Annotated in this window: 24 protein-coding genes; 21 read left to right on the forward strand and 3 right to left on the reverse strand. The window is 31.4% G+C overall.

Features of this window, described 5'->3' with window-relative positions; genetic code table 11:
* The first annotated feature begins 234 nt into the window (after positions 1-234).
* From Ctaglu_RS17180 to Ctaglu_RS17245, 15 genes are all read left to right on the forward strand, one after another.
* The gene (locus Ctaglu_RS17180; protein WP_125003946.1) at positions 235-561 is read left to right on the forward strand and encodes an ATPase; all 327 of its coding nucleotides are present in this window, start codon (positions 235-237) and stop codon (positions 559-561) included.
* Positions 548-2506, forward strand: coding sequence for a V-type ATP synthase subunit I (locus tag Ctaglu_RS17185; RefSeq protein WP_125003947.1), 1959 nt, complete (start codon positions 548-550; stop codon positions 2504-2506). Before Ctaglu_RS17180 ends, Ctaglu_RS17185 begins: the two co-directional genes overlap by 14 nt.
* Before the next feature lie 13 nt (positions 2507-2519).
* Positions 2520-2996 carry a V-type ATP synthase subunit K gene (locus Ctaglu_RS17190; RefSeq protein WP_125003948.1) on the forward strand — a complete coding sequence of 159 codons (477 nt, stop codon included), beginning with the start codon at positions 2520-2522 and terminating at the stop codon, positions 2994-2996.
* 33 nt (positions 2997-3029) lie between these two features.
* On the forward strand, positions 3030-3629 hold the full coding sequence (locus Ctaglu_RS17195) for a V-type ATP synthase subunit E (RefSeq protein WP_125003949.1): 600 nt from the start codon (positions 3030-3032) through the stop codon (positions 3627-3629).
* Between the two features lie 66 nt (positions 3630-3695).
* Positions 3696-4697, forward strand: a complete 1002-nt coding sequence (locus Ctaglu_RS17200; protein WP_125003950.1) for a V-type ATP synthase subunit C — start codon at positions 3696-3698, stop codon at positions 4695-4697.
* Positions 4690-4998 carry a V-type ATP synthase subunit F gene (locus Ctaglu_RS17205; RefSeq protein WP_125003951.1) on the forward strand — a complete coding sequence of 103 codons (309 nt, stop codon included), beginning with the start codon at positions 4690-4692 and terminating at the stop codon, positions 4996-4998. The genes Ctaglu_RS17200 and Ctaglu_RS17205 overlap by 8 nt, the downstream gene beginning before the upstream one ends.
* A 17-nt stretch (positions 4999-5015) precedes the next feature.
* Positions 5016-6788 carry a V-type ATP synthase subunit A gene (locus Ctaglu_RS17210; protein WP_125003952.1) on the forward strand — a complete coding sequence of 591 codons (1773 nt, stop codon included), beginning with the start codon at positions 5016-5018 and terminating at the stop codon, positions 6786-6788.
* Positions 6781-8163: a V-type ATP synthase subunit B gene (locus tag Ctaglu_RS17215; RefSeq protein ID WP_125003954.1), complete on the forward strand. Its 1383-nt coding sequence runs from the start codon at positions 6781-6783 to the stop codon at positions 8161-8163. Before Ctaglu_RS17210 ends, Ctaglu_RS17215 begins: the two co-directional genes overlap by 8 nt.
* A gap of 2 nt (positions 8164-8165) precedes the next feature.
* Positions 8166-8837, forward strand: a complete 672-nt coding sequence (locus Ctaglu_RS17220; RefSeq protein ID WP_125003956.1) for a V-type ATP synthase subunit D — start codon at positions 8166-8168, stop codon at positions 8835-8837.
* A gap of 154 nt (positions 8838-8991) precedes the next feature.
* Entirely contained in the window at positions 8992-9471 is a 480-nt protein-coding gene (def, locus tag Ctaglu_RS17225; protein ID WP_125003958.1) for a peptide deformylase, read from the forward strand.
* A gap of 432 nt (positions 9472-9903) precedes the next feature.
* On the forward strand, positions 9904-10812 hold the full coding sequence (gene nadA / locus Ctaglu_RS17230; protein ID WP_125003960.1) for a quinolinate synthase NadA: 909 nt from the start codon (positions 9904-9906) through the stop codon (positions 10810-10812).
* 4 nt (positions 10813-10816) lie between these two features.
* Positions 10817-12118 carry an L-aspartate oxidase gene (locus Ctaglu_RS17235; RefSeq protein ID WP_125004059.1) on the forward strand — a complete coding sequence of 434 codons (1302 nt, stop codon included), beginning with the start codon at positions 10817-10819 and terminating at the stop codon, positions 12116-12118.
* Positions 12099-12935 (forward strand): carboxylating nicotinate-nucleotide diphosphorylase, encoded by an 837-nt coding sequence (gene nadC / locus Ctaglu_RS17240; RefSeq protein ID WP_125003962.1) that lies wholly within the window; start codon positions 12099-12101, stop codon positions 12933-12935. Before Ctaglu_RS17235 ends, nadC begins: the two co-directional genes overlap by 20 nt.
* Positions 12936-12940: 5 nt before the next feature.
* Positions 12941-13087 (forward strand): hypothetical protein, encoded by a 147-nt coding sequence (locus Ctaglu_RS25315; RefSeq protein WP_185732778.1) that lies wholly within the window; start codon positions 12941-12943, stop codon positions 13085-13087.
* 52 nt (positions 13088-13139) lie between these two features.
* On the forward strand, positions 13140-13355 hold the full coding sequence (locus tag Ctaglu_RS17245) for an FtsX-like permease family protein (protein WP_185732780.1): 216 nt from the start codon (positions 13140-13142) through the stop codon (positions 13353-13355).
* Positions 13356-13465: 110 nt separating this feature from the next.
* On the opposite strand, the gene Ctaglu_RS17250 is transcribed toward Ctaglu_RS17245, so the two are convergent.
* Both Ctaglu_RS17250 and Ctaglu_RS17255 read right to left on the reverse strand, forming a co-directional pair.
* On the reverse strand, positions 13466-14005 hold the full coding sequence (locus Ctaglu_RS17250) for a nitroreductase family protein (protein WP_125003967.1): 540 nt from the start codon (positions 14003-14005) through the stop codon (positions 13466-13468).
* Between the two features lie 748 nt (positions 14006-14753).
* Positions 14754-15584 carry an SDR family oxidoreductase gene (locus tag Ctaglu_RS17255; protein ID WP_185732782.1) on the reverse strand — a complete coding sequence of 277 codons (831 nt, stop codon included), beginning with the start codon at positions 15582-15584 and terminating at the stop codon, positions 14754-14756.
* 243 nt (positions 15585-15827) lie between these two features.
* On the opposite strand from Ctaglu_RS17255, the gene helD reads away from it, so the two are divergent.
* The 3 genes from helD to Ctaglu_RS17270 all read left to right on the forward strand — a co-directional run bounded on the left by helD (position 15828) and on the right by Ctaglu_RS17270 (position 20334).
* Positions 15828-18122: an RNA polymerase recycling motor HelD gene (gene helD / locus Ctaglu_RS17260; RefSeq protein ID WP_125003971.1), complete on the forward strand. Its 2295-nt coding sequence runs from the start codon at positions 15828-15830 to the stop codon at positions 18120-18122.
* Positions 18123-18393: 271 nt separating this feature from the next.
* On the forward strand, positions 18394-19569 hold the full coding sequence (locus tag Ctaglu_RS17265; RefSeq protein WP_125003973.1) for an FprA family A-type flavoprotein: 1176 nt from the start codon (positions 18394-18396) through the stop codon (positions 19567-19569).
* Positions 19570-19935: 366 nt separating this feature from the next.
* Entirely contained in the window at positions 19936-20334 is a 399-nt protein-coding gene (locus tag Ctaglu_RS17270; protein WP_125003975.1) for a hypothetical protein, read from the forward strand.
* A gap of 27 nt (positions 20335-20361) precedes the next feature.
* Here the strand turns inward: Ctaglu_RS17270 and Ctaglu_RS17275 are convergent, their stop codons facing one another.
* Entirely contained in the window at positions 20362-20559 is a 198-nt protein-coding gene (locus tag Ctaglu_RS17275) for an aspartyl-phosphate phosphatase Spo0E family protein (RefSeq protein WP_125003977.1), read from the reverse strand.
* A 320-nt stretch (positions 20560-20879) separates the two neighbouring features.
* Between Ctaglu_RS17275 and Ctaglu_RS17280 the strand changes: the two genes are divergently transcribed.
* The 3 genes from Ctaglu_RS17280 (at position 20880) to Ctaglu_RS17290 (ending at position 23666) form a co-directional block, all read left to right on the forward strand.
* Entirely contained in the window at positions 20880-21047 is a 168-nt protein-coding gene (locus Ctaglu_RS17280) for a DUF896 domain-containing protein (RefSeq protein WP_125003979.1), read from the forward strand.
* A 52-nt stretch (positions 21048-21099) separates the two neighbouring features.
* Complete coding sequence (gene hprK / locus Ctaglu_RS17285) at positions 21100-22020, forward strand: HPr(Ser) kinase/phosphatase (RefSeq protein ID WP_125003981.1); 921 nt, start codon at positions 21100-21102, stop codon at positions 22018-22020.
* A gap of 239 nt (positions 22021-22259) precedes the next feature.
* Positions 22260-23666 (forward strand): aminopeptidase, encoded by a 1407-nt coding sequence (locus Ctaglu_RS17290; protein ID WP_125003983.1) that lies wholly within the window; start codon positions 22260-22262, stop codon positions 23664-23666.
* The last annotated feature ends 156 nt before the right edge of the window (positions 23667-23822 follow it).

The following is a 23822-nucleotide window of genomic DNA, read 5'->3' on the forward strand; positions in this document are numbered from 1 at the left end:
TAATTTTCAAAAAAATCAGTTGAAATTTATACTAATACTAAGTATAATTAAGTTGTATTCAATACTACATAAAGTATAATATCAAACACCATACTTGGTGTTTAATATTATACAAAAGTATTTAATAATTGAGCTATACTCATTATACCTATTTAGGTACAGAAAAATAAATAAATTAGAAACTTCATTTTTATTTATTTTAAGGTGCCTTCTTAGAAAAAAGGTGGTGATATTTTGGCACTAGAGGCAATAAAAAGTATAAAAAATGCAGAGGAGCAAGCAGCAGATAATATTAATAAGGCAATTGACCGTAGTAAGGATATATTAAAAAAATCGGAGATTGAAGCTGAAGGTCAGCACAAAAAGGTTTTGGATGCTGCTAGAGAAGAAACTAAAAAGATCATCGAAAATGCTAAAGAACAAGGTAGGATAAGTTCTGAACCTATTTTAGAAAAAGGTAAAATAGAGGTAGAGAGTATACTTAGTTTAGAAAGTGAAAAATTTAATAGAGCAGTAAGCATAGTGGTTGAGAGGATAGTGAAAAATAATGGCAATAGTTAAAATGAGTAAATTCACATTATTTGCCTTTGAATCACAAAAAGAAACTTTACTAGATAGCCTTCATAGATTTGAAAATGTTCAATTTATAAATCTACAAAAGCTTGAAGAAGAACATTTACAATCTCTCAAAAAAGACTCTGAAAATGAAAAAGTTTCTTATTTAGAAGGTGAACAGGCAAAAGTAAAATTTGCTATTGACCTATTACTAAAGCACATAGAAAAAGAAGGCGCTATAAAATCTTTAGTCAAGGGTAAAAGGTCTTTGAATTATGAAGAACTAGAAACATTAGCTAAAAAATCAAATTATAGTGAAAACTATAAAAAATTAAAAGAAAAAGACAATATACTTACAGAAATGAAGAATGAAAAAGCTAAAATCAATTCTGAAATAGAAGTATTGACACCTTGGATACCACTGGATTCAAATTTTAAGGATTTAAAAGCATTAAATTCCACCCTATTTATAATGGGGTCAATCCCAAAGGTTTCTAAAGATACTTTTAGAGAAAAATTTGACAATGAAATTCCATATTCTTATTTAGAAGTTATAAGTGAAGGGAAAAATGGAGTAAATGTAATTGCTTTAGTATATAAAGAGTATGAAGAGAAAGCTAAAGAAATTCTTAAGAACTACAGCTTTAATGCTATTAATTTAAAATATGATGGAATTCCAGCACAACTACTAAAGGAGTTTAAGGCAAGATTAGATGCTATAGCTAAAGAAGAAGAAATAATAAATAGTGAAATAAAAGAAGATTGTAAGTATTTAGAAGATTTTAAAGTTGTTTATGAATATTTATTAAATAAACATATAAAAGCATCAGCTTGTGAAAATTTCTTGAAAACAGAAAGCGTAGTTGCTATAGAGGGTTGGGTACCAACAGGATTAGCAAAGGATTTAGAAGAGGTAATAAAGGCTATAACTAAAGAAAATTTCTATTTAGAGGTAGAAGATGCCATTAAAGAAGATGATGAAGTTCCTATACTTTTGAAGAATAACTCATTAGTAGAACCTTTTGAGTTAATAACATCAATGTATAGTCTGCCTAAATATTCAGAGATAGATCCAACACCACTACATACACCTTTTTACATGGTGTTTTTTGGAATGATGCTAGCTGATTTAGGATATGGGATAGTAATGTTTATAGCTTGCGCACTTGCATTAAAGATGTTTAATTTAGATGAAGGTCAGAAAAAGTTTGCTAAGTTCTTCTTATTTCTAAGTATACCAACAGCAATAACAGGTGCCCTTTATGGAAGTTTCTTTGGAGATTTAATTGAATTTAAGGGTTTAATAAATCCTGGAGAAGATTTAATGAAGCTATTAGTTATATCTATAGTAATAGGTGCATTCCAAATTTATTTTGGTCTTGGAATTCGTGGCTACATGCTAATTCGAGATGGTAAGCCAATGGATGCTATTTATGATGTTTTAACATGGTATGCTGCATTAACTGGAGCATTTTTATTCCTAGGTGGAGCAACTGTAGGGCTCGCTCCAAATGTAATCAATATAGGTAAATGGGTTATGATAGTAGGAATGGTTGCATTAGTATTAACCCAAGGAAGACAAAATAAAGGTATAGGTGCAAAGCTTGGTGGAGGACTATATGGTTTATATGGTATATCAAGCTATATAGGAGATTTGGTTTCATACTCAAGACTTATGGCACTAGGACTTTCTGGCGGATTTATAGCAGTGTCCTTTAATATGCTTATTGGAATGATACCAGCTCCATTCAACATTATTTTTGGAGTATTTATATTTGTGGGTGCACAAACCTTTAATATGTTACTAAGTGCGTTAGGAGCATTTGTTCATAGTGCAAGACTTCAATATGTAGAGTATTTTAGTAAGTTTTATGAAGGTGGAGGAAAAGCGTTTATAGTATTTAAACCAAAAAATCAATATATTACTGTAATAAAAGGAAAGCAAATTTAAGGAGGAATTAATTATGACGTTCATGGAATTTATAACTAAAAATGGTGGATATGTTTTTGCAGCATTAGGAATGGCACTAGCGGTAATTTTACCGGGAATAGGATCAGCAAGAGGCGTAGGTATAGTTGGGGAAGCTGCTGCGGGACTCACAACTGAAGAACCAGAAAAATTTGGTAAAGCTCTTATTCTTCAATTATTGCCAGGTACACAAGGACTTTATGGTTTTGTTATAGGACTTATGGTGTTACCCAAATTAGCAACGGCTATGACTTTAGATAAGGGAATGTACTTATTTATGGCTTGCTTACCAATAGCATTTGTAGGCTTATACTCAGCAATATCTCAGGCTAAAACAGCTGCAGCTGGTATTGCAATAGTAGCTAAAAAACCAGAGCATAGCACAAAAGCTATTATACTTGCAGCAATGGTTGAAACTTATGCGATTTTAGCATTCGTTGTTTCAATAATACTCGTAAGTAAGACATTCTAATTTTAAAACTAAGAGTTTAGAGGATGTGGAGATATGTCAAATTTAGAAAATTTATCTTCTAAAATAGTAGAGGATGCGAGTATTAAAGCAGAGACTATATTGAAGGAAGCTAAAGATAACGGAGCTTTAATTATAGAAAACAAAGTAAAAGGTGCCAAGGAACTAGAGCGGCAGATGTTAGAAAAAGCTAAAATTGAAGCTATTACAGTTAAACAAAGAATTATATCAAATGCTAAGCTAACAGTTAGAAATGAAAAATTAGTAGCTATGCAAAAGATGATTGATAAGGTATTTGCGAAATCCCTAGAAAATCTTTTAGTAATGGGCGAGAATGAATATTTTGAACTTGTAAAAAAATATCTTTTATCAATGCCAATAACAGGGGATGAAGAAATAATACTTCCTGGGAAATATAAGAGCATTATAAGTGAAGATTATTTATCCCAAATAAATACAGGACTAAAAGCCGCTGGAAAAATAGGCGAGATAAAGTTAAGTGAACAGCCTAGGGACATAAATAGTGGATTTATAGTACTTAAAAATGGTATAGAAATTAATAATACTTTTGAAAGTCTAGTTAACTCTTTAAGAGCTGAGCTAGAACCGGAAATTGTTGAAGAATTATTCAAATAAATTTAAGTAAGATAACAATTAATAATTGTTATCTTATCTTAAGCAAAACAAGGAGGATAGCCATATATGGATAAAATGAATTTCACACAAGCTGTGGCTAGGCTAAGAGTATTAGAAACAAGACTCCTGAGTAATGTAAAGGTTGAGAGAATGATTGATAGTACCTCCGCGGAAGACGTGATTAAAATCTTGCAAGAAACTGAATATGCAAGTTTAATGGTAAATGTAAAAAGGCCAGAGGACTACAATATACTACTTAAGGAGGAATTAAATCGAGTATATTCCCTTATGTATAGTGTTTCTCCAGACCCTCTTATAGTAGATATTATGAGCTTAAAATATGATTACCACAATATCAAGGTAATGTTAAAAGGTAAAGCTTTAAATAAGGACTTTTCTCATATGCTAATTCCTGTAGGTACAGTGGATATAGAAAAACTTAAATTATATATGACAGCTGAAGATTATAGGGAATTAAATCCTAAGATGAGAGAAGCTATAATCCAGACAGAAAAAGTCTACAATGAACTTAAGGATCCTCAAAAGATAGATATTATAATAGATAAATATATGTATATAGATATGTTAGACCGGGCAAAAGAAACAAAAATTGATTTTATAATCCATTATGTTGTTACAAGTATAAATTTTTGTAATATAAAATCAATTATTAGATTAAAAAGGCAAGAGAAGAGTGTAGAATTTTTAAAAGAAGTTATGCTGACCGGTGGAGATATAGCTAATGATATTTTATTAAGAGCATTTGATGATACTATTGAAAATATGGCAGCTAAATTTTCTTCATTAAAATATGGTGACGTTATAAAATTGGGACTCGAAGAGTATATAAAAACTGGGAAACTCTCCACTCTTGAAAAGCTTTCAGAAAACTATATTATGAAAACTTTAAAAGTTGCTAAGTATATTACTTTTGGACCTGAACCAGTATTTGCTTATATCCTAGCCAAGGAAACAGAAATAAAAATAATAAGAATAATTATGGTTGGAAAATTAAATAATGTTGATACGACCGTTATAAGAGAAAGGGTGCGTGAGGTTTATGCATAAAGTAGGAGTAGTTGGAGATAAAGATTCAATACTTGCTTTTAAAGCTCTCGGAATTGACGTATACCCTGTTATTGAAATTGAAGAAGCTAGAAAAGCTATAGATAAAATGGCATTAGATAATTATGCGGTTATATTTGTTACAGAACAAATAGCTCAGCATTTAGATGAAACTATTAAAAGGTATAACAGACAGATGCTTCCGGCCGTTATATTAATACCAAGTAATCAGGGCTCGCTAAACATAGGAATGCAAAGAATTCGCGATAACGTGGAAAAAGCGGTGGGCGTAAATATTTTATAGAAGGGTAGGGAGATAACTTGAAAATCGGTAAAATTGTAAAAGTTTCTGGCCCATTAGTTGTTGCAAAAGACATGGACGAAGCTAATATATATGACGTAGTTAAGGTTGGAGAAAAAGGTCTTATTGGCGAAATTATCGAAATGAGAGGAGATAGAGCCTCCATTCAAGTATATGAGGAAACATCAGGCCTAGGACCAGGAGATCCAGTAGTGTCTACTGGAGAACCATTAAGTGTGGAACTTGGACCAGGACTTATGGAATCAATGTTTGACGGTATTCAAAGACCACTTGATGCAATAAGAGCTATAGCTGGTAATTATTTAACAAAAGGTGTAAATGTTTCGCCTTTAGATAGAAGTAGGAAATGGGAGTTTGTTCCTACGGCTGTGGTTGGTGATGAAGTTTCTTATGGTTACGTTATAGGTACAGTTAAGGAAACTACTGTTATAACTCAAAAAATAATGATACCCAAGGGGATTTCTGGAACTATAACTTCTATAACTCAAGGTGAGTATACTGTAGAAGATACAGTTGCGCAGGTGCAAACTTCAGAGGGTATTGTGCAAATTACCTTGATGCAAAAATGGCCAGTAAGACGTGGAAGACCTTATGCTACAAAATTAAATCCAGTAGAGCCACTAGTTACAGGTCAAAGAGTAATAGATACTTTCTTCCCAGTAACAAAAGGTGGTACTGCATGTGTTCCCGGTCCTTTCGGAAGTGGAAAAACTGTAGTTCAGCATCAATTTGCGAAATGGGCAGACGCTGAAATAGTAGTTTATATAGGTTGTGGTGAACGTGGAAATGAAATGACAGACGTTTTGAATGAGTTTCCAGAACTTAAAGATCCAAAAACAGGCGAATCATTAATGAAAAGAACAGTGTTAATTGCAAATACCTCTAACATGCCAGTTGCAGCTAGAGAAGCTTCTGTATATACAGGTATAACTATTGCAGAGTATTTTAGAGACATGGGTTTTTCTGTAGCATTAATGGCGGATTCTACGTCTAGATGGGCAGAGGCACTACGTGAAATGTCTGGAAGACTTGAAGAAATGCCAGGTGATGAGGGATATCCAGCATATCTTGGTTCACGTGTAGCTGATTTTTATGAAAGATCAGGAAAGATAGTTTGCGTTGGAGATGGTAAACGCGAAGGAGCAATTACAGTTATTGGTGCAGTATCACCTCCAGGTGGAGATTTATCTGAGCCAGTTACTCAAGCAACTCTTAGAATAGTTAAAGTGTTTTGGGGACTAGATGCCCAACTTGCTTATAGAAGACACTTTCCAGCAATAAATTGGTTGGATTCTTATTCATTATATTTAGATCAAACAGCTAAGTGGATGAATGATACCGTAGCAGAGGATTGGACTGAACTTAGAATTAAAGCCATGCTTCTTCTACAAGAAGAATCAAAGCTTGATGAAATAGTAAGACTTGTAGGTGTAGACGCTCTTTCTGAAAAAGATAGATTGAAATTAGAAGTTGCAAAGTCAATTAGAGAAGATTATCTACAACAAAATGCCTTCCATGAGGTTGATACATATTCATCTTTAGATAAACAATATAAAATGCTAAAGCTCGTTATAGCATTCCATGTTGAATCTGAAAAAGCTTTGACTGCAGGAGTTTATTTAGATAAGATATTAAAAATGGAAGCAAGAGATAAAATAGCAAGAGTAAAATATATTGCAGAAACTGAAATGTCAAAAATTGATGATGTATTTATAGCCTTGTCCGACGAAATAGAAAAATTAATAACGGAAGGAGGAGTTGCTCGTGATTAAAGAATACAGAACCATATCAGAAGTTGTAGGACCACTAATGGTTGTAGAGAAAGTTGAAGGCGTTAGATATGATGAACTAGTAGAAATAGAGCTACAAAATGGTGAAATTCGTAGCGGAAAAGTACTTGAAATAAATGAAGATAAAGCAATGGTTCAGTTATTTGAAAGTTCTGCAGGAATTAACTTAAAGGGTAGTAAAGCTAAATTTTTAGGAAGACCACTGGAACTTGGTGTTTCAGAAGATATGCTTGGAAGAGTCTTTGACGGTCTTGGAAGGCCTAAAGACGGCGGACCTAAAATTATTCCTGATAAGAGACTGGATATTAATGGAGAAGCACTAAACCCGGTGGCAAGAGATTATCCTTCAGAGTTTATTCAAACAGGTATTTCTGCTATTGATGGACTTAATACACTAGTTAGGGGACAGAAATTACCAGTATTTTCTGGATCAGGTCTTCCACACGCGCAACTTGCGGCTCAAATAGCAAGGCAAGCTAAGGTAGTAAATTCAGATTCGAAATTTGTTGTTGTATTTGCAGCCATAGGAATAACTTTTCAGGAAGCACAATTTTTCGTAGACGATTTTACAAATACTGGTGCTATTGATAGAACTGTATTGTTTATGAATCTTGCAAATGACCCGGCAATTGAGAGAATAGCTACACCTAGAATGGCGCTTACTACAGCTGAATATCTTGCTTATGAAAAAGGATATCATGTTCTTGTAATTATGACGGATATTACAAATTACTGTGAGGCTCTACGTGAAGTTTCAGCTGCAAGAAAAGAAGTTCCAGGTAGACGTGGATATCCAGGATATCTTTATACTGACCTTTCTACATTATATGAAAGAGCAGGAAGAATTAAAGGACTCGAAGGTTCAATAACTCAAATTCCTATACTTACAATGCCAGAAGATGATATAACTCATCCGATTCCAGATCTTACAGGATATATAACTGAAGGACAGATTATTTTAAGCAGAGAGCTTTATAAAAAAGGAATTATGCCTCCAATAGATGTTCTACCTTCACTATCAAGACTTAAAGATAAGGGTATAGGTAAAGGTAAAACACGCGAAGATCATGCTGATACAATGAATCAATTATTTGCTGCATATGCTCAAGGTAAGCAAGCAAAAGAGCTAGCAGTTATATTAGGAGAATCAGCTTTATCTGAGGCAGACAAAAAATATGCAATATTTGCAGATGCTTTTGAAAAGCAGTACGTAGCGCAAGGATTTGAAACTAATAGAACTATTGATGAAACAATAAATTTAGGATGGGAGCTTCTATCTATTCTACCAAGAAATGAACTTAAGAGAATTAGAGATGAATATGTAGAAAAATATTTACCTAAAAAAGAGGGTGAGTAAGCATGACAAGGTTAAATGTCAATCCCACTAGAATGGAGCTTACTAAACTTAAAAAAAGATTAGGTACAGCAACTCGTGGACATAAATTATTAAAAGATAAACAAGATGAGCTTATGAGAAGGTTTATTGATCTTATAAAACATAACAATGAACTTAGGAAAAAAGTTGAAGAAGAATTACAAAATTCTTATAAGGATTTTCTTATGGCAAGTGCATTAATGTCTTCAGAATTTCTAGAGGAGGCCATTGCCTACCCAAAAGAAAGTATTTCTGTAGAAGTTGCAACAAAAAATCTTATGAGTGTTAATGTTCCCATAATGAAATTTAAAAGAAAATTAGAAGATGATCCTGGTAGCATATATCCTTATGGATTTGCGAATACTTCTGGAGAGCTTGATGGAGCTATAGAAAAGTTATATTTAATTCTTCCAAAGCTTTTAGAACTTGCAGAAGTAGAAAAATCTTGTCAGCTAATGGCAGACGAAATTGAAAAAACCAGAAGAACAGTTAACGCCCTGGAATATATGATAATACCTCAACTTCAAGAAACCATAAAGTATATAAAAATGAAGCTTGGTGAAAATGAAAGAGGTGCTTTAACTAGACTTATGAAGGTTAAAAGCATGATGGAAGAAACCCAACGAATAGCAGAAGCAAAGAGAATCAGCGGGTAATCATGATGAAATTAAGGTGGTTTTGTGACACCTTAATTTTTTTTGATGAAAATATATATTGATGTATAGGGCTATTTATAATAGAATATAAAATATAATAAACTAAAATTTATTGCTTTGGAAAGCAATTAATATAAGGTAGAGGAGAATGCATATGGCAGTTAGAAAGATTTTACAATATGGGGACAAACGTCTTAATTCGATTTGTGACAAGGTTTTCAAGGTAGACGGTAAAATATTAAACTTAGTAGACGATATGATGGATACACTTTATGAGGGTAATGGTATAGGCCTTGCAGCTCCTCAAATAGGCGTTTTAAAAAGGGTTATCTTAATTGATTTAGGCAATGAAGAAGAAGAACCGATAATAGTTATAAATCCTAAAATAACAGCAAAGTCAGGAAATGAAAAGGATTATGAGGGTTGTTTAAGTTATTTGGGACATGAGGGTGAAGTCTTTAGACCTACAAATGTTACAGTGGAAGGAATGAATATTAAAGGAAAACCAGTAACTTATAAAGCTGAAGGGTTGCTTGCAAGAGCCTTCTGCCATGAGATTGATCATTTAGATGGAATACTATATATGTCTAAGGCTGAGGAAATGTACGAGCTAGCTGAAGAGGAAGAAGAGTAAAAATTATTCTTATATTATGCTTTAACTAAAAGTATATATTGCTAGGAATGCGTTCACATCGCCAAGTAATTCTAAACTAATTTTAGTAAAAGATACTAAAATTAGTTAAGAATTACTAAGGCTTGCTCATACGCATTCTACGCAATATATACTTTTGTTAGCATAATATAAGAATAATTTTACGAGTACTGTATTTCTCCTAGGATGCTAAAGAATTATTAAACACTTAGCATCTTAGAGGCTGGAACTTTACAATAATTATCAAAAAAAGAAATACTGTGAAAAAGAGTGTGCCCATGATTATTAATATCATAGGGGATGCTCTTTTTATTTTACCTACATATTGATATATTTCTACACAAATGCTATTATAGTATGGAATACAGGTGTATATACACTTGTATACATGTATATAAAGAGGTGTATAAATAAATGCAAGAGTTAAAAGAAAAGATTAATGAATTGAAAGTAGAAAAAAATGCTTTGATTCTAGCGCATTATTATGAGAATGATGATATTCAAGAGATAGCTGATTTCGTAGGAGATTCTTATTATCTTAGTAAAATAGCCAAAGAATGTAATGAAAATACAATAGTATTTTGTGGGGTAAAGTTCATGGCTGAGAGTGCAAAAATACTTTCACCAGAAAAAACAGTGCTTCTTCCCAATATAGAGGCGGGATGTACTATGGCAGATATGATTAATGGGGAAGATGTTAGGCAGCTTAAAAAGAAGCACCCAAAGGCAAAGGTTATCTGTTATATAAATTCAACAGCAGAAGTTAAAGCCGAAAGCGATATATGTTGTACTTCTTCCAATGCATTAAAAATAATTAATAGCTTAGATAAGGATGAAATAATTTTTATACCAGATAAAAATCTAGGTGAATATATAAATGAAAAAGCTCCCGATGTGGATATGATTTTATGGAATGGTTTTTGCTGTGTGCATGAATTTGTAAAGGCAGAAGAGATTATTGAAGTGAAAAATTCGGACAAAGATATAAAAATTTTAGTTCATCCTGAATGTAATAGTGAAATTAGGAAACTAGCTGACTTTATAGGAAGCACTGGAGATATAATTAAATTTGCCAGTGAAGACAGCGGCCAAAAGTACATGATTGTAACAGAGGAAGGTATACTTTATGAACTTAAAAATAAAAATCCTAATAAACAATTTATAACACCGAAGACACCTATGATTTGTAAAAGTATGAAGAAAACTACCTTAGATGATGTTTATAATAGTCTTCAAAGTAAACAATATGAAATAACCTTAGATGAAGATGTAAGACGCGCAGCACAGAAATGTCTAAATACAATGCATGAAATGGCAAGGTGATTTAATGGATATTTTTGTAGATGTGCTAATAGTTGGAACTGGTGCAGCGGGCTTATATGCTGCATTGAATTTAAGAGAAGACTTAAATATACTTCTAATAACTAAGGATGAAGTAAATAAATGTAACACATTTCTAGCTCAAGGTGGGATTTCAGTAGCTAGAGATCAAAGTGATTTTGATTTGTTTATACAAGATACACTAAAAGCAGGGAAGTTTAAAAATTCCATAAAAGCGGTACAAACTCTAGTATATGAATCCATAGATAATATAAATAAAGTAAAAGATCTTGGAGTAAGCTTTGACAGGGAAAATGGCGAATTTAAATATACAAAGGAAGGTGCCCATAGCATAAGTAGAATTGTCCATAAAAAGGATGAAACCGGAAAAGAACTTTTTTTATCTTTGCTAGAAGCATTAAGAAATAAAAAAAATGTGAGTATATTAGAAAATACTACCTTGGTTGATATTATTACTAAAAATAATATCTGCTGTGGAGGTATTGCAACTAAAGGTGAAAAAAGAATAAATATCTATTCTAAGGCAACTGTTTTAGCAACAGGTGGTATTGGAGGGCTCTTTAAAAATTCAACTAATAGAAGAAGCTTAACGGGGGATGGCATAGCTATTGCATTGAGACATAAGATTAAAACCTCTGATTTAGACTATGTTCAATTTCATCCAACTGCACTATATGATGATAATTTGAATTGTGAGAAATTCCTCATATCAGAATCACTAAGAGGTGAAGGCGCCAAACTTCTAAATGAATATGGTAGAAGATTTGTAGACGAACTACTACCAAGAGATGTAGTTGCTAAGGCAATTTATGGAGAAGAAAAAAAGAGTAGTCTGCCTTTTGTATTTTTAGATATTTCATTTAAAGGCAAAGATTATATAACTAATAGGTTCCCAGGTATTTATAATCATTGTTTGCAAAGGGGTATAGATATTACAAAAAACAAAATTCCAGTAACGCCAGTACAACACTATCACATGGGAGGAATTGCTGTTGACTTAAGTTCTAGAACATCTATGGAGAATTTATTTGCCTGTGGTGAGGTGAGCTGCACGGGAGTACATGGAGCAAATAGGCTAGCAAGTAATTCACTATTGGAGGCCTTAGTTTTTTCTAGAAGAGCTTCAGAGTTTATAAATAAGTCAATTGATAGTACTGACCTTTTAAACTATGAAGATTTAAATGATTTAAAGGGGATTAAGGATTATAGAGAAATTAATAAAACTATAGTTGTAGATAAATTTAAGAAAATGGGAGAGGGTATAAGGAATGAATTGGTTAATTATTGATGATATTCTTATAGAGGCAATAAAAGAAGATGTACCTCAAAATGATATTACAACAGAATTTATTATAAGTGATGAGTGTAATTGTAGTATTGATTTAATAGCTAAAGAAAATGGAATAATTGCTGGACTTCCTGTATTTGAGAGGGTCTTTAAAATACTGGAAGAGGTGAATATAGAGTTTTTTAAAAAAGATGGAGATGAAGTGTGTGAAGGGCAGTGTATTGCACAACTAAGTGGGAAAACAAAACATATATTGACAGGGGAGCGAACAGCATTAAATTTTCTTGGAAGAATGAGTGGAATTGCAACGTTAACTAAAACTTATGTAGATAAATTAAGAGGCAGTGGCGTGAAGATTTTGGATACAAGAAAAACTACGCCTAATATGAGGATATTTGAAAAATATGCTGTAAAAATGGGTGGAGGCTGTAACCATAGATACAATTTATCTGATAGTGTGCTAATAAAAGAAAATCATATAAGTGCTGCGGGTGGAATAAAAGCAGCAGTTAGTATTATACGCCAGAATGTTTCCTTTGTTAAAAAAATCGAAGTTGAAGTTGAAACTTTGCAGCAAATTAATGAGGCTTTAGAAGTTGGTGCCGATATTATAATGCTAGATAATATGGATTCTCTTACTATGAAAAAAGCCGTAGAGGTAATTAATAAAAAAGCTATAATTGAGGCATCTGGAAATGTAACATTAGATAATATTTTGGAAGTTGCGAGTTGTGGAGTTGACTATATTTCTGTAGGGGCATTGACTCACTCTTTTAGAGTTTTAGATTTAAGTATGAAGAATTTAGTTAATAGTTAAAAATAATGACAACAAAAGGTAATGAGCTTGCAATAACCGATACTACGGGTTATCATAAAGTATATATAAATATTGCTGAGAGAGTTTTTCAAGTTTTTAGGGCTGATGCACAAGGAAAATCCGAAGTAACTGCCCTTGGGTTTAAAATTTAGATCAAATATTTTTTTAAAAGGGGCTGTCTCAAAATAGAAATCACTTTCTATTTTGAGACAGCCCCTTCCTATTAATGATAATGATACTTCAATTACTAGTGTAACAACTGTAATTGTGGTATCAGCATTAATTTTTATTGTGTCTATAGTGAATATAATAGCAATGACACTGTTTTGGATATTAGATAAAAGAAAAGAAATTGCTGTTCGAAAAGTATTAGGATTTACCCTCGATGATGGTAGGATAATGAATTCTTTATGTGTGTAGGCCTATGTAAAATGTTTAATTTTGTGAATTCTTCGTATTCGTGCTTTTTTACAGTTGTGACGAAACTTAAGGAAGTTGCGAATTAACAGGTTTGATTCATATATTAAATTTTACCATTTTTCATAATGTGTTATTTCTTCGAATTTCTTTCGTGGACGAGCTATTGGTGTTTCATCTGAATAACCAATAGGAATAATACCAACCACATATTTATCTGAAGGAATATTTAATATTGGTCTAATTTCTTCTTGAGTAAACCAAGCGACCCAACAAGTACCTAAGCCTAAATTTTCAGCTTCAAGTACTAGGTGCTCTATTGCAATAGTTGTATCTCTAATTATAAGCTTAAGCTCTGGTTCTGGACTATTCTCATTTAGTGATATGTCTATGTCTTCATTTATTCTTACACGTATATCTGCAACGCATACGATATGTATAGGAGCAGCGTTCATCCATTTTTGATCATGAGATACTTTTGATATTTTTTGTTTTGTTTCCTCTGATTTGACTATAATAAAGTGCCATGGTTGTGTGTTGCTGCCGGATGGAGCAATTCTGGCACTTTCAAGCAACTGAAGAATCTTTTCATCTTCTACAGGCTTATTTTTGTATTTTCTTATACTTCTGCGTGTTTCAATTTCTTTAATCATACTATTATCCCCTTATTATTCTTAAATTTTATATTTTAATATAAATGAATTTGTATATTTGTTTTATACTAATTATAAATGTTAAACCTCATAAGTTTTATTTAAATATACCATTATTACCGTAAATTGTATATTGAAATAATGTTGTATGATTATGTATAATTTATACATTATTATTCCGTAAAATAAAATATTTTTCTTGGAGTATGCAACAAAAGTATATATTGCGTAAAATGCGTTCGAACAAGCCTTAGAATTACTTGGCGTCGTAAACGCATTTCTAGCGATATATACTTTTCGTTATAGCATAATCCAAGAAAAACTCTTGAACTATAGAATATTATAATCTAACGCCTTTTACTCCATATATGGAGCCGAAAAATGGGATTTTTAACTTCTGATATACGTGTATATCTTTATTTAGGATAAGGCTTTTATGAAGGTACACCTTCACGCCCTCATATTCCATTAAAATAAATTGTTCTGAAGGAGAAAAATTTTTCTGAGTCTCAATCCAGAGACTTCTTGTAGGTGTTCCTCCTCAACCACACGAATTTAGTACAGACTTAACCACTAAAACTGAATTCGATTTTCGTATAGCATTAATTGCTTTGTCATCTATAGTTAACATAGAACACCTCCATACCCATAGTGGGTATATCTATACTGATATTCTATTCCGAAAGTGTCTAAATGTCAATGAAGATAGAAAATTTAAGATTTCCATAGTAAACTGATTTAGTCTATTCTAAATTTGCTTATTAATATAGTCCTTAAGTCTATCATTCCAAGGCGGAATTTCAATATCAAGGGAGTTTTTTATAAGAGAACTATTAACACAGGTATACTTAGGTTCTTTGATGAGATTAAATAGAAGTTTATCTGAGTTTAAAACCAATGGAACATTAAGATTACCAAACTCTATTATACTATTTATTAGCTGTGATTTTGATAAACAACCTTCATTGGTATAGTTATATACTCCATATTTATCAGTGACTATAAGCCTCTGAATCACTGCGGTCAAATCTTCAATATTAGTTATGGAAAGAGTGGGATTTGAAAACAGATAAATTGCTGTATGTTTACCTTTTAGAAGTTTTGTAACAAAACAATCATTGCCACCAAATATATTTGAGCTGCGAATAATAAAATATTTGCTGCAAATAGTTTGGATTAATTCTTCTGCTCCGAGTTTACTCTTACTATATGCATTTATTGGAGTACATTCATCACTTTCAATGTAGGGTGAAGATTTAATATCACCATATACATCTGTGCTTGATAGATATAATATGGGAATGTTAAGGGAATTACAACAAGTAGCAATATTTAAAGTTCCTACAGTGTTTACGCCATAGGCTAAATCTTCATTGTATTCACAAATATATTTATTTGTTATGGCTGCAGTATGAATTACAGCATCAGGCTTTAATTCATTCAGAGTTTTCTCAGTAGTTATTTTATCCATTATGTTAAGCTGAGTTTTATCTAACCCATATATAGTATGTGATTTTGACAAGACGCTGCAAAGATATGTTCCAATATTACCTTTTGCACCAGTTATTAAAATATTCATAAATACCCCCTTAAATTTCATACTACTAAATTATATGATTTGGTATTTTTATTATTAAGGAATTCATAAATTTTCTTAAAGAAATTTTACTTACTTGTGATATATAGTATAGGGCATTTGAGATAAAGTAGAGTAGATCCTCATATTGTATAATTACTTTTTTAGGGTATGCAAGCACAAATTGACATTTAATGTGATAAATTATATAATTGTAAATCAAAGTATAGGAATGGGGGCGAGGTAATGGCAATAGATAAGAGTGAAATGGAATTAGAAAAGCGTAGACTAGAGGAAACTGTAGACTGGCTAAGTGAGCAAGTTAATTTAGCAGCTGAAAAACATGAAGAATTAGAAAAAAAAGTAGCTATGTTAAAGAAAAGTTCTGGTGGCACATATAATGAAGAGTTAGCTTTAACACAGCAGGTATATGAGTTTGCAAATAAAAATTTACAAAAGTACAGTGAAGCATCTCATAAACCATATTTTGCAAGGATTGATTTTAGTGAGGCTCGGAGAGATAAGGAAAGCTATTATATAGGCAAATTTGGTTTAAATGATAGCAGTGAGGGAGAAGAAAAAGTAATTGATTGGAGAGCGCCCATTGCAGAATTGTATTATAGTGGGCAGCAAGGTAAGGTTAGTTATAAGGCACCTATAGGTTTTGTTGACGGTGTGCTATCTCTAAAACGTAAATTTCTTATTGAAAATGAAAAATTAGAAAATGCTTTCGATGAAGGTATTAATGATATAATTTTAAGATCTTCAAGTGATGAAACTGAGGATAATGCACTAGTAGATGAATTTTTAAAGATAAATTTAGAACAAAGCATAGGAAGCAAGCTTAAAGATGTTGTAGCTACAATTCAAAAGGAACAGAATGAAATTATAAGGGCAAGTAAAAATACAGTAATGATAATACAGGGTTCTGCAGGTTCCGGAAAAACTACAGTTGCACTACATAGGCTAGCATACCTCATGTATAAATATAGTGAAAACTTAACTACCCATGAGATTTTAGTTATAGCGCCTAATAAGCTATTCTTAGATTATATTTCTGATATACTACCTAGTCTTGGGGTAAGTGGAGTTAAGCAAAGCACCTTTGAGGATATTGCTTGCAACATCTTAAAATATAGTGGCAAAATTCACACTAAGGATATGAAATTTTCCTTAGTTATGGAAGAGAGCAATAAGGAAAAAGTGAAATTTATAACTACTAGTAGCAAATTTAAAGGAAGTATGACATATAAAAGTATTATGGATAGATACTTAAAATATATAGAAAATAAAGATATTCAAATTGAGGATATTATGGTGGGGGAGTATATATTATTTACTTCAAATGAAATAAAAAGATTATACTCTAAGGATTTAATAAACTTCCCGTTAAATAAAAGAAAACAGGAGATTAAGAGATATTTTAACTTGAAATTAAAGGTTATAATTCCAGAAGTCTTCGAAAAGATAGATTATGCCTATGAGAGATCCATTCAAAGCGCTAAAAGAGATATTAAGGATGAAACTTCTAAAAGAAAAAAAATTATTGAACTTTATGATAAAAGGGATGAGGAAAAAAAGCATTTCAATGCTAATGCTAAAAAAGCCATGGATGAGTATTTTAAACAATGGTCCCAAAAGAGCATAATTGATTTATATTTTAATTTACTTATGGATGAAGAAGTTTTCACTGAACTTACAGAAGGCAAAATAGGCACAAAGTTATATGATTTTATTAAATCTGAAACTATTGCAAGCATCAGTGGTAGTATTATAGATAGCGATGATTTAGCAGCTTTACTTTATTTGAAGCTTAAGGTTGAAGGTTTAGATAAATTCAATTTTTCTCATATTGTAATAGATGAAGCGCAAGATTATAGTAATTTTCAATTATTGATGCTTAAAAGCATTGCAGTTAATGATTCTTTCACAATTGTAGGTGATATTGGGCAAGGTATCTACTATTATAAGGGCATTGAGAGTTGGCAAAAGCTTATTAGTGAGGTTTTTAAAGGACAAGCGAATTATATTCCACTGACTCAAAGCTATAGATCTACTATAGAAATAATAAATGTTGCAAATAGGGTACTTCAAAAGCAACAAAATTATATAACTCCAGCGAGGCCTGTACTAAGACATGGGAAAGAGCCAGACTTAATAAGTTACAGTGTTGAAAAAGAGTTTGTGGAGAAATTAGATGAAATAGTAAAAAGTGTAAAGATAAGTGGAAAGAAAAGTATTGCAGTTATTGGAAAAACCTTTAAGGAGTGCAAATATATAAAAACTCAACTTAAAAAGTACAGCGAAAATGATTGGGAGTTAATAAAAAATACTGATAAAAATTTTCAATCAGAAAGAATAATTATACCCTCCTATATGACTAAAGGCTTAGAGTTTGATTGTAGTATTGTTTATAATTGTGACGAAGAAAGTTATGGTGATAATGAGTTAGACAAGAAAATATTATATGTAGTTCTTACAAGGGCGCTACATATGGAATATATCTTTTATAAGGAAAAACCTTCAAGTTTATTAGAATAAGAACACTATTATATAATAACTTTATATTTACCGCTAAATTGTGATGGCTAAAAAAATAGAATATTTTAATATTTAAGTGGTAAACTATAAAGTAACAAAGTTACGCGAATTACTAAAAAACTACTAACGAATAATAATTATTAGTTGAACAGGTTTGCTAAATGTGGTAAAATATATTATATATAAGAGGATTAAAATCATATAAGTTTATAGGGGTAATAACAGTTGATGATTGTTATCTTGCCCAGAGAACTACAAGGAGGATTTTAGAATGAAAACAACAAAGTTAAAAGACAATATTTATTGGATTGGTGTAAACAACCCAGAGCTTAGGGTGTTTGATATTATAATGGAAACAAAAAAAGGAACTACTTATAATTCATATTTAATAGACGATGAAAAAGTTGCTATAATAGATTGTGTTAAAGATGGTTATTTTGAAGAGTTTTTAGGTAAAATAAAAGGCGTTATTGGAGAAAGAAAAGTTGATTACATAGTTGTTCAACATACAGAACTGGATCATAGTGGTTCTTTATCTAAGTTCTTAGAAGTTTATCCAGAGGCTGTTGTTGTTGCTTCAAAAGCTGCTATAAGCTATTTGAAAGAAATTACTAATAAGGAATTTAACAGTAAGCCAGCAATAGAAGAAATTTGTTTAGGTAAAAATACCTTACAATTTATATCAGCACCAAATTTACATTGGCCTGATACAATCTTTACATATATTAAGCAAGAAAAAATATTATTTACTTGTGATGTAATGGGCTGTCACTATTCACCAACTAATTGTATAACGGATGCTTGTTCAGGTGATTATTTTGATGAAATGAAATATTATTTTGATGTTATAATGGGACCTTTTAAAAAGTTTGTAAATATGGGTCTGGATAAAATCAAAGATTTAGAATTAGATATGATAGCACCAAGTCATGGACCTATACATATAGATGACATTAAAATGTATTTAGACCTTTATAGAGAATGGGCTAAAGTTTATGAAATAAAAGAAAAAAATGTTCAGATTTTTTATGTTTCAGCTTATGGTAATACTGAAACTGTTGGAAAATATTTAGCTAAGAAAATCAATGAAAATGGTATAAAAGCTGAGGCTCATGAAATTACATCCATGAATTTAAGCGATATTGTGGAATTAATTGAAAAAGCTAGTGGTATTATGATAGGTTCTCCAACTATTAATCAAGATGCTGTAAAACCTGCTTGGGACGTTTTATCTCTTGTGTGTGCAATAACCAATAGAGGCAAAGCAGCAGCAGCTTTTGGATCATACGGATGGAGTGGAGAAGGCATTCCTATGCTTACACAAAGGCTAAAATCTTTAAAATTTAACGTGGTAGAAGAGGGACTTAAATTTAAATTTGTTCCAAGTACTAAGGAATATGAAATGGCTGACAACTTTGTGGAAGCCTATTTAGAAATTTTAAAATAGTCAATCACAGTTTACCTCAAATAAATAATTAAAAAGGAAAATTTTACTTTAATGATATTTCAGAAGGAAAGTATCCTACTTATATAAGTGGGAGTTACATGCTGCAACAAAGAAAAAACTTAAGTGGGAATCTAAAGCTCCTTCTGAAGTCGTTAATTGCAGCTCCGCAGGAGATGATTTAATAGTGGAGTTTTCCTTTTTTTATAAAGAATTAAAAGCATTTCATATGTAAATAATATGATACATAAATATATTAATTGATATTATTTGAATTTGTTATAGAAAAAAAAAGCTATTTCTAGTATTATTTAAATAAGCATAAAGTACCAATGAATAATTTGCAAATATAGTATGGAGGGGATTTATATGAATAAACAATATATAATAAATTTTTTAAAAACAAATGATTTAAGTGATATAGCTGAAATTCAATATAAAAAGGGCACCATAGCTATAAAATTTAAATATTATTATGATGAAGTAGAAATAGAAGCAGCTAACTGTTATGCAAATGAAGAAGGCGATTTTAAAAAGGATAAAGAGGACTGGTACGAAGAATATTTTCTACCTTATTTAAGCGATATTGCGGCAGACAATGTGGAAGATATTATGGAGGAATGTGCGGAGCAAATGGAAATTGAGTACGAGTTTATTGGCTGTGATATATCACAAGATGCATATGAATTTAATGAATTCGCTGTAGTTTTTTATGGTGAAGATGCAGATATAGAAATTGATGATATTTTATTTGAACTAGATATATAAATTTCTTTTATAATAATAGGTGGACGGTTAAGCCACTTTTTTGCAAGTGGCTTTAACTTTTTCATACTTAACAATAACTTCATCTAATTGCTGACTGCAAGACACAACTATTTTATCTGTAGGCTTTTTAAAATTCAGTAGAAAATGCAATATCAGTCTTAATGATTCTAATTCTCTTTTTATAAGTTGTAATTTAATATTCATAAATTTATACCTCTTATTCATATACGTGTACTCCTTGTTGTTAATTTTGTTTTTGTAAAGCAAATATAGTATACCAAATTATTCAAATCATGTTAGGTTTTTTCTTAGTCAATAAAATATACAAAATTACAAAATAGACTATAAATGGGGGAAATAATTAAACACAATATGGTAAAATATACCAAATAAACCCACGCAAATGTTTGAGAAAGCTATTTTACATAATATGTAAATGACGAAAAAGGTCTTAAATTTCTTGTGCTATAATTATAAGAAATAGAACACGTTTAATTTTCAATAGTTACTAATAAAAAAGTTAAAAATAGTATAGGAGTGATATTATGGGTATAGATGAGTTAACCAATAGAATAAATTACCTTTACAAGAAAAGTAAAGAAGAGGGACTTACGGGTGAGGAGAAAGCAGAGCAGCAAGAATTAAGACAAAAGTATATTGATAATGTTAAAAGAAATTTTAGAGCGCAACTAGATACAATAAAAAAAGTATAATAGAAGGATTAAAAACAATAAATTTACTAATGAGTAGAGGTGGGGGAATTTAATGGATGTTACTATAGAGGAATTAATAGAGAATTTTAAGTTAGAGGTTTTAGTGCAAGGAGAAAAGGGTAAATTAATTAATGTTAGTGATATTAATAGACCAGGGCTTCAAATTGCAGGCTTTTATCAGTATTTTGATAATAAGAGGGTTCAATTAATAGGCATGGCAGAGTGGGGATTTCTGGACTGCATGGAAGTAGAACTTAGGAAGAAACGAATTAATAAATATTTTAAATTAGATCCGTTTTGTGTTATTTTTACTAGGGATTTGGAACCTCACACGGAAATTCTTAAGGCAGCGCAGGAAAATGGTACATGGATTTTAAGGACCAAATTAATTTCCACAAGATTTATTAGTAAGCTTACAAATTTCTTAGACACTAAGCTAGCCCCAGAAACTAGACTTCATGGAGTTCTAGTAGATGTTTATGGCATAGGAATATTACTTAGTGGTGAAAGTGGTATAGGTAAGAGTGAATGTGCCTTAGAATTAATCAAAAGGGGACATAGACTTATTGCAGATGACGCGGTAGACATTAAAGAAATTGATGGTGTGCTCCTAGGAAGTTGTCCATATATAACCTCAGGTATGCTGGAAGTGAGAGGTATGGGAATAATAGATATTCCAGCGATTTATGGTATGAGTTCTGTTCTAAACACTAAGACTATTAGTATATATATTTCACTTACTCTGTGGAATGAGAATGAAGAATATGATAGACTTGGTATAGATAATGAATTTATGGACATTTTAAATGTGCCTTTAAGAAAGATAACATTGCCAATTAGGCCGGGTAGAAATATAGCAGTGATTATAGAAGCTGCCGCAGCTAATTATAGATATAGTTTGAATTCTAAGATAACGCCTGTTGAGACCATAAATATGAGAATAGAGGAAGTAACTGCAGCTCGAAATAATTAAAAAATAATTAAAAAATAAATTATTTTAATAATATGCAATTTTCAGATAATAAAACTTCAAAAATATACAGTGAATACCATAAATATACTGTTTATTTGTAAAATTTGAAAGTTTTATTTGATTTAGGACCAACTAAACCCAAAAATGATTTTTTAAGACATTTTTGGCATTTGTAATTCAATAAAATATTTAGTAGAATAGTAAATATAAAAAGTATTTATATTAGGGGGTAAGTAAACATGTCTGATGTTAAAGATTTAGAAAAAAAATATGAATTAGCTTGGGACAAATACACTAAAAGTGATTTGGAAAAAGTATTCACATTATCTGATAATTATATAGATTTTATGTCAAAATGCAAAACTGAAAGAGAGTGCGTAACTGAATTTATTACTTTAGCTGAAACAAATGGTTACAAAAACATTGATACTTATATAAAAGATGGCACTGCATTAAAAGCCGGTGATAAAGTTTATGCAAACTGCATGGGAAAAACTTTAGCATTATTTTTAATTGGTTCTGAGCCTATTGAAAAGGGTTTTAAAATTTTAGGGGCTCATGTTGACTCGCCAAGACTTGATTTAAAACAAAATCCATTATATGAAGATTCTGATTTAGCATTAGTTAAAACACATTATTATGGTGGAGTTAAGAAATATCAATGGGTGACTATACCTTTAGCTATCCATGGTGTTGTGGTTAAGAAAGATGGCACTGTAGTAGATATAGTAATAGGAGAAGATGAAAAAGAACCAGTAGTGGGAATATCAGATCTTCTAATTCACTTATCTGCAGACCAAATGCAAAAAACTATGGCAAAGGGCATTGAAGGCGAAGATTTAAATGTGTTTATGGGAAGTATACCAGTAGAAGATAAGGAAGCTAAAAATAGAGTTAAGTTAAATGTATTAAGACTTTTAAATGATAAATATGACATAGATGAAGAAGATTTTGTATCTTCTGAACTAGAAGTAGTACCTGCAGGGCGTGCTAGAAGCTATGGACTAGATAGCAGTATGATTATGGCTTATGGACATGATGACAGAGTTTGTGCTTATACATCTTATGAAGCATTAATGAATATCAAAGAAACAGACAAAACTTGTATTGTTTTACTTGTGGACAAAGAAGAAGTAGGCAGTATTGGCGCAACAGGAATGCAATCTAGATTCTTTGAAAACACAGTAGCTGAAGTTGTTAATTTAATGGGAGAATATAGTGACTTAAAAGTAAGAAGAGCACTCGCGAGTTCTAAAATGTTATCTTCTGACGTAAGTGCGGCATATGACCCAAACTTTCCTTCAGTTATGGAAAAACGTAATTCTGCATATTTTGGTAAAGGTATAGTTTTTAACAAGTATACTGGAGCTCGCGGGAAAGGCGGATGCAACGATGCAAACCCAGAATTTATTGCAGAGCTTAGAACTATAATGGCTAAACATAAAATTTCATGGCAAACATCAGAGCTTGGCAAAGTAGATCAAGGCGGCGGTGGCACTATAGCTTATATACTAGCTGAGTATGGTATGCAGGTTATTGATTCAGGAGTTGCTCTTCATAACATGCATGCACCATGGGAAATTGCAAGTAAAGCAGATATTTATGAAGCCTTTAGAGCTTACGAAGCATTTTTAATAGAAATATAAAGAAAAAAAGTATATATTACTACAACTGCATCTCACTGCGCTAAGTAATTCTAAGATAATTTTATGAAAGATACTAAAAAGTACAAACTCGCTAGCGCTCAAACATGTACTTTTCTTCACGTATCTTTCATAAAATTATCTAAGAATTACTAAAGC

Origin of the sequence: Clostridium tagluense (genome assembly GCF_003865095.1) — a bacterium.
Taxonomy (GTDB): Bacteria; Bacillota; Clostridia; order Clostridiales; family Clostridiaceae; genus Clostridium_AD; species Clostridium_AD tagluense.

What these genes read in the sequence shown, in the direction of transcription:
- Ctaglu_RS17195 (WP_125003949.1), top strand. Translation starts at nt 3,030, where the DNA reads ATGTCAAATTTAGAAAATTTATCTTCTAAAATAGTAGAGGATGCGAGT.
- Ctaglu_RS17235 (WP_125004059.1), top strand. Translation starts at nt 10,817, where the DNA reads ATGGATATTTTTGTAGATGTGCTAATAGTTGGAACTGGTGCAGCGGGC.
- Ctaglu_RS25315 (WP_185732778.1), top strand. Translation starts at nt 12,941, where the DNA reads ATGACAACAAAAGGTAATGAGCTTGCAATAACCGATACTACGGGTTAT.
- Ctaglu_RS17280 (WP_125003979.1), top strand. Translation starts at nt 20,880, where the DNA reads ATGGGTATAGATGAGTTAACCAATAGAATAAATTACCTTTACAAGAAA.
- hprK (WP_125003981.1), top strand. Translation starts at nt 21,100, where the DNA reads ATGGATGTTACTATAGAGGAATTAATAGAGAATTTTAAGTTAGAGGTT.
- Ctaglu_RS17270 (WP_125003975.1), top strand. Translation starts at nt 19,936, where the DNA reads ATGAATAAACAATATATAATAAATTTTTTAAAAACAAATGATTTAAGT.
- Ctaglu_RS17250 (WP_125003967.1), bottom strand. Translation starts at nt 14,005, where the DNA reads ATGATTAAAGAAATTGAAACACGCAGAAGTATAAGAAAATACAAAAAT.
- def (WP_125003958.1), top strand. Translation starts at nt 8,992, where the DNA reads ATGGCAGTTAGAAAGATTTTACAATATGGGGACAAACGTCTTAATTCG.
- nadC (WP_125003962.1), top strand. Translation starts at nt 12,099, where the DNA reads ATGAATTGGTTAATTATTGATGATATTCTTATAGAGGCAATAAAAGAA.
- Ctaglu_RS17185 (WP_125003947.1), top strand. Translation starts at nt 548, where the DNA reads ATGGCAATAGTTAAAATGAGTAAATTCACATTATTTGCCTTTGAATCA.
- Ctaglu_RS17190 (WP_125003948.1), top strand. Translation starts at nt 2,520, where the DNA reads ATGACGTTCATGGAATTTATAACTAAAAATGGTGGATATGTTTTTGCA.
- Ctaglu_RS17255 (WP_185732782.1), bottom strand. Translation starts at nt 15,584, where the DNA reads ATGAATATTTTAATAACTGGTGCAAAAGGTAATATTGGAACATATCTT.
- Ctaglu_RS17200 (WP_125003950.1), top strand. Translation starts at nt 3,696, where the DNA reads ATGGATAAAATGAATTTCACACAAGCTGTGGCTAGGCTAAGAGTATTA.
- nadA (WP_125003960.1), top strand. Translation starts at nt 9,904, where the DNA reads ATGCAAGAGTTAAAAGAAAAGATTAATGAATTGAAAGTAGAAAAAAAT.
- Ctaglu_RS17290 (WP_125003983.1), top strand. Translation starts at nt 22,260, where the DNA reads ATGTCTGATGTTAAAGATTTAGAAAAAAAATATGAATTAGCTTGGGAC.
- Ctaglu_RS17220 (WP_125003956.1), top strand. Translation starts at nt 8,166, where the DNA reads ATGACAAGGTTAAATGTCAATCCCACTAGAATGGAGCTTACTAAACTT.
- Ctaglu_RS17205 (WP_125003951.1), top strand. Translation starts at nt 4,690, where the DNA reads ATGCATAAAGTAGGAGTAGTTGGAGATAAAGATTCAATACTTGCTTTT.
- Ctaglu_RS17265 (WP_125003973.1), top strand. Translation starts at nt 18,394, where the DNA reads ATGAAAACAACAAAGTTAAAAGACAATATTTATTGGATTGGTGTAAAC.
- Ctaglu_RS17275 (WP_125003977.1), bottom strand. Translation starts at nt 20,559, where the DNA reads ATGAATAAGAGGTATAAATTTATGAATATTAAATTACAACTTATAAAA.
- helD (WP_125003971.1), top strand. Translation starts at nt 15,828, where the DNA reads ATGGCAATAGATAAGAGTGAAATGGAATTAGAAAAGCGTAGACTAGAG.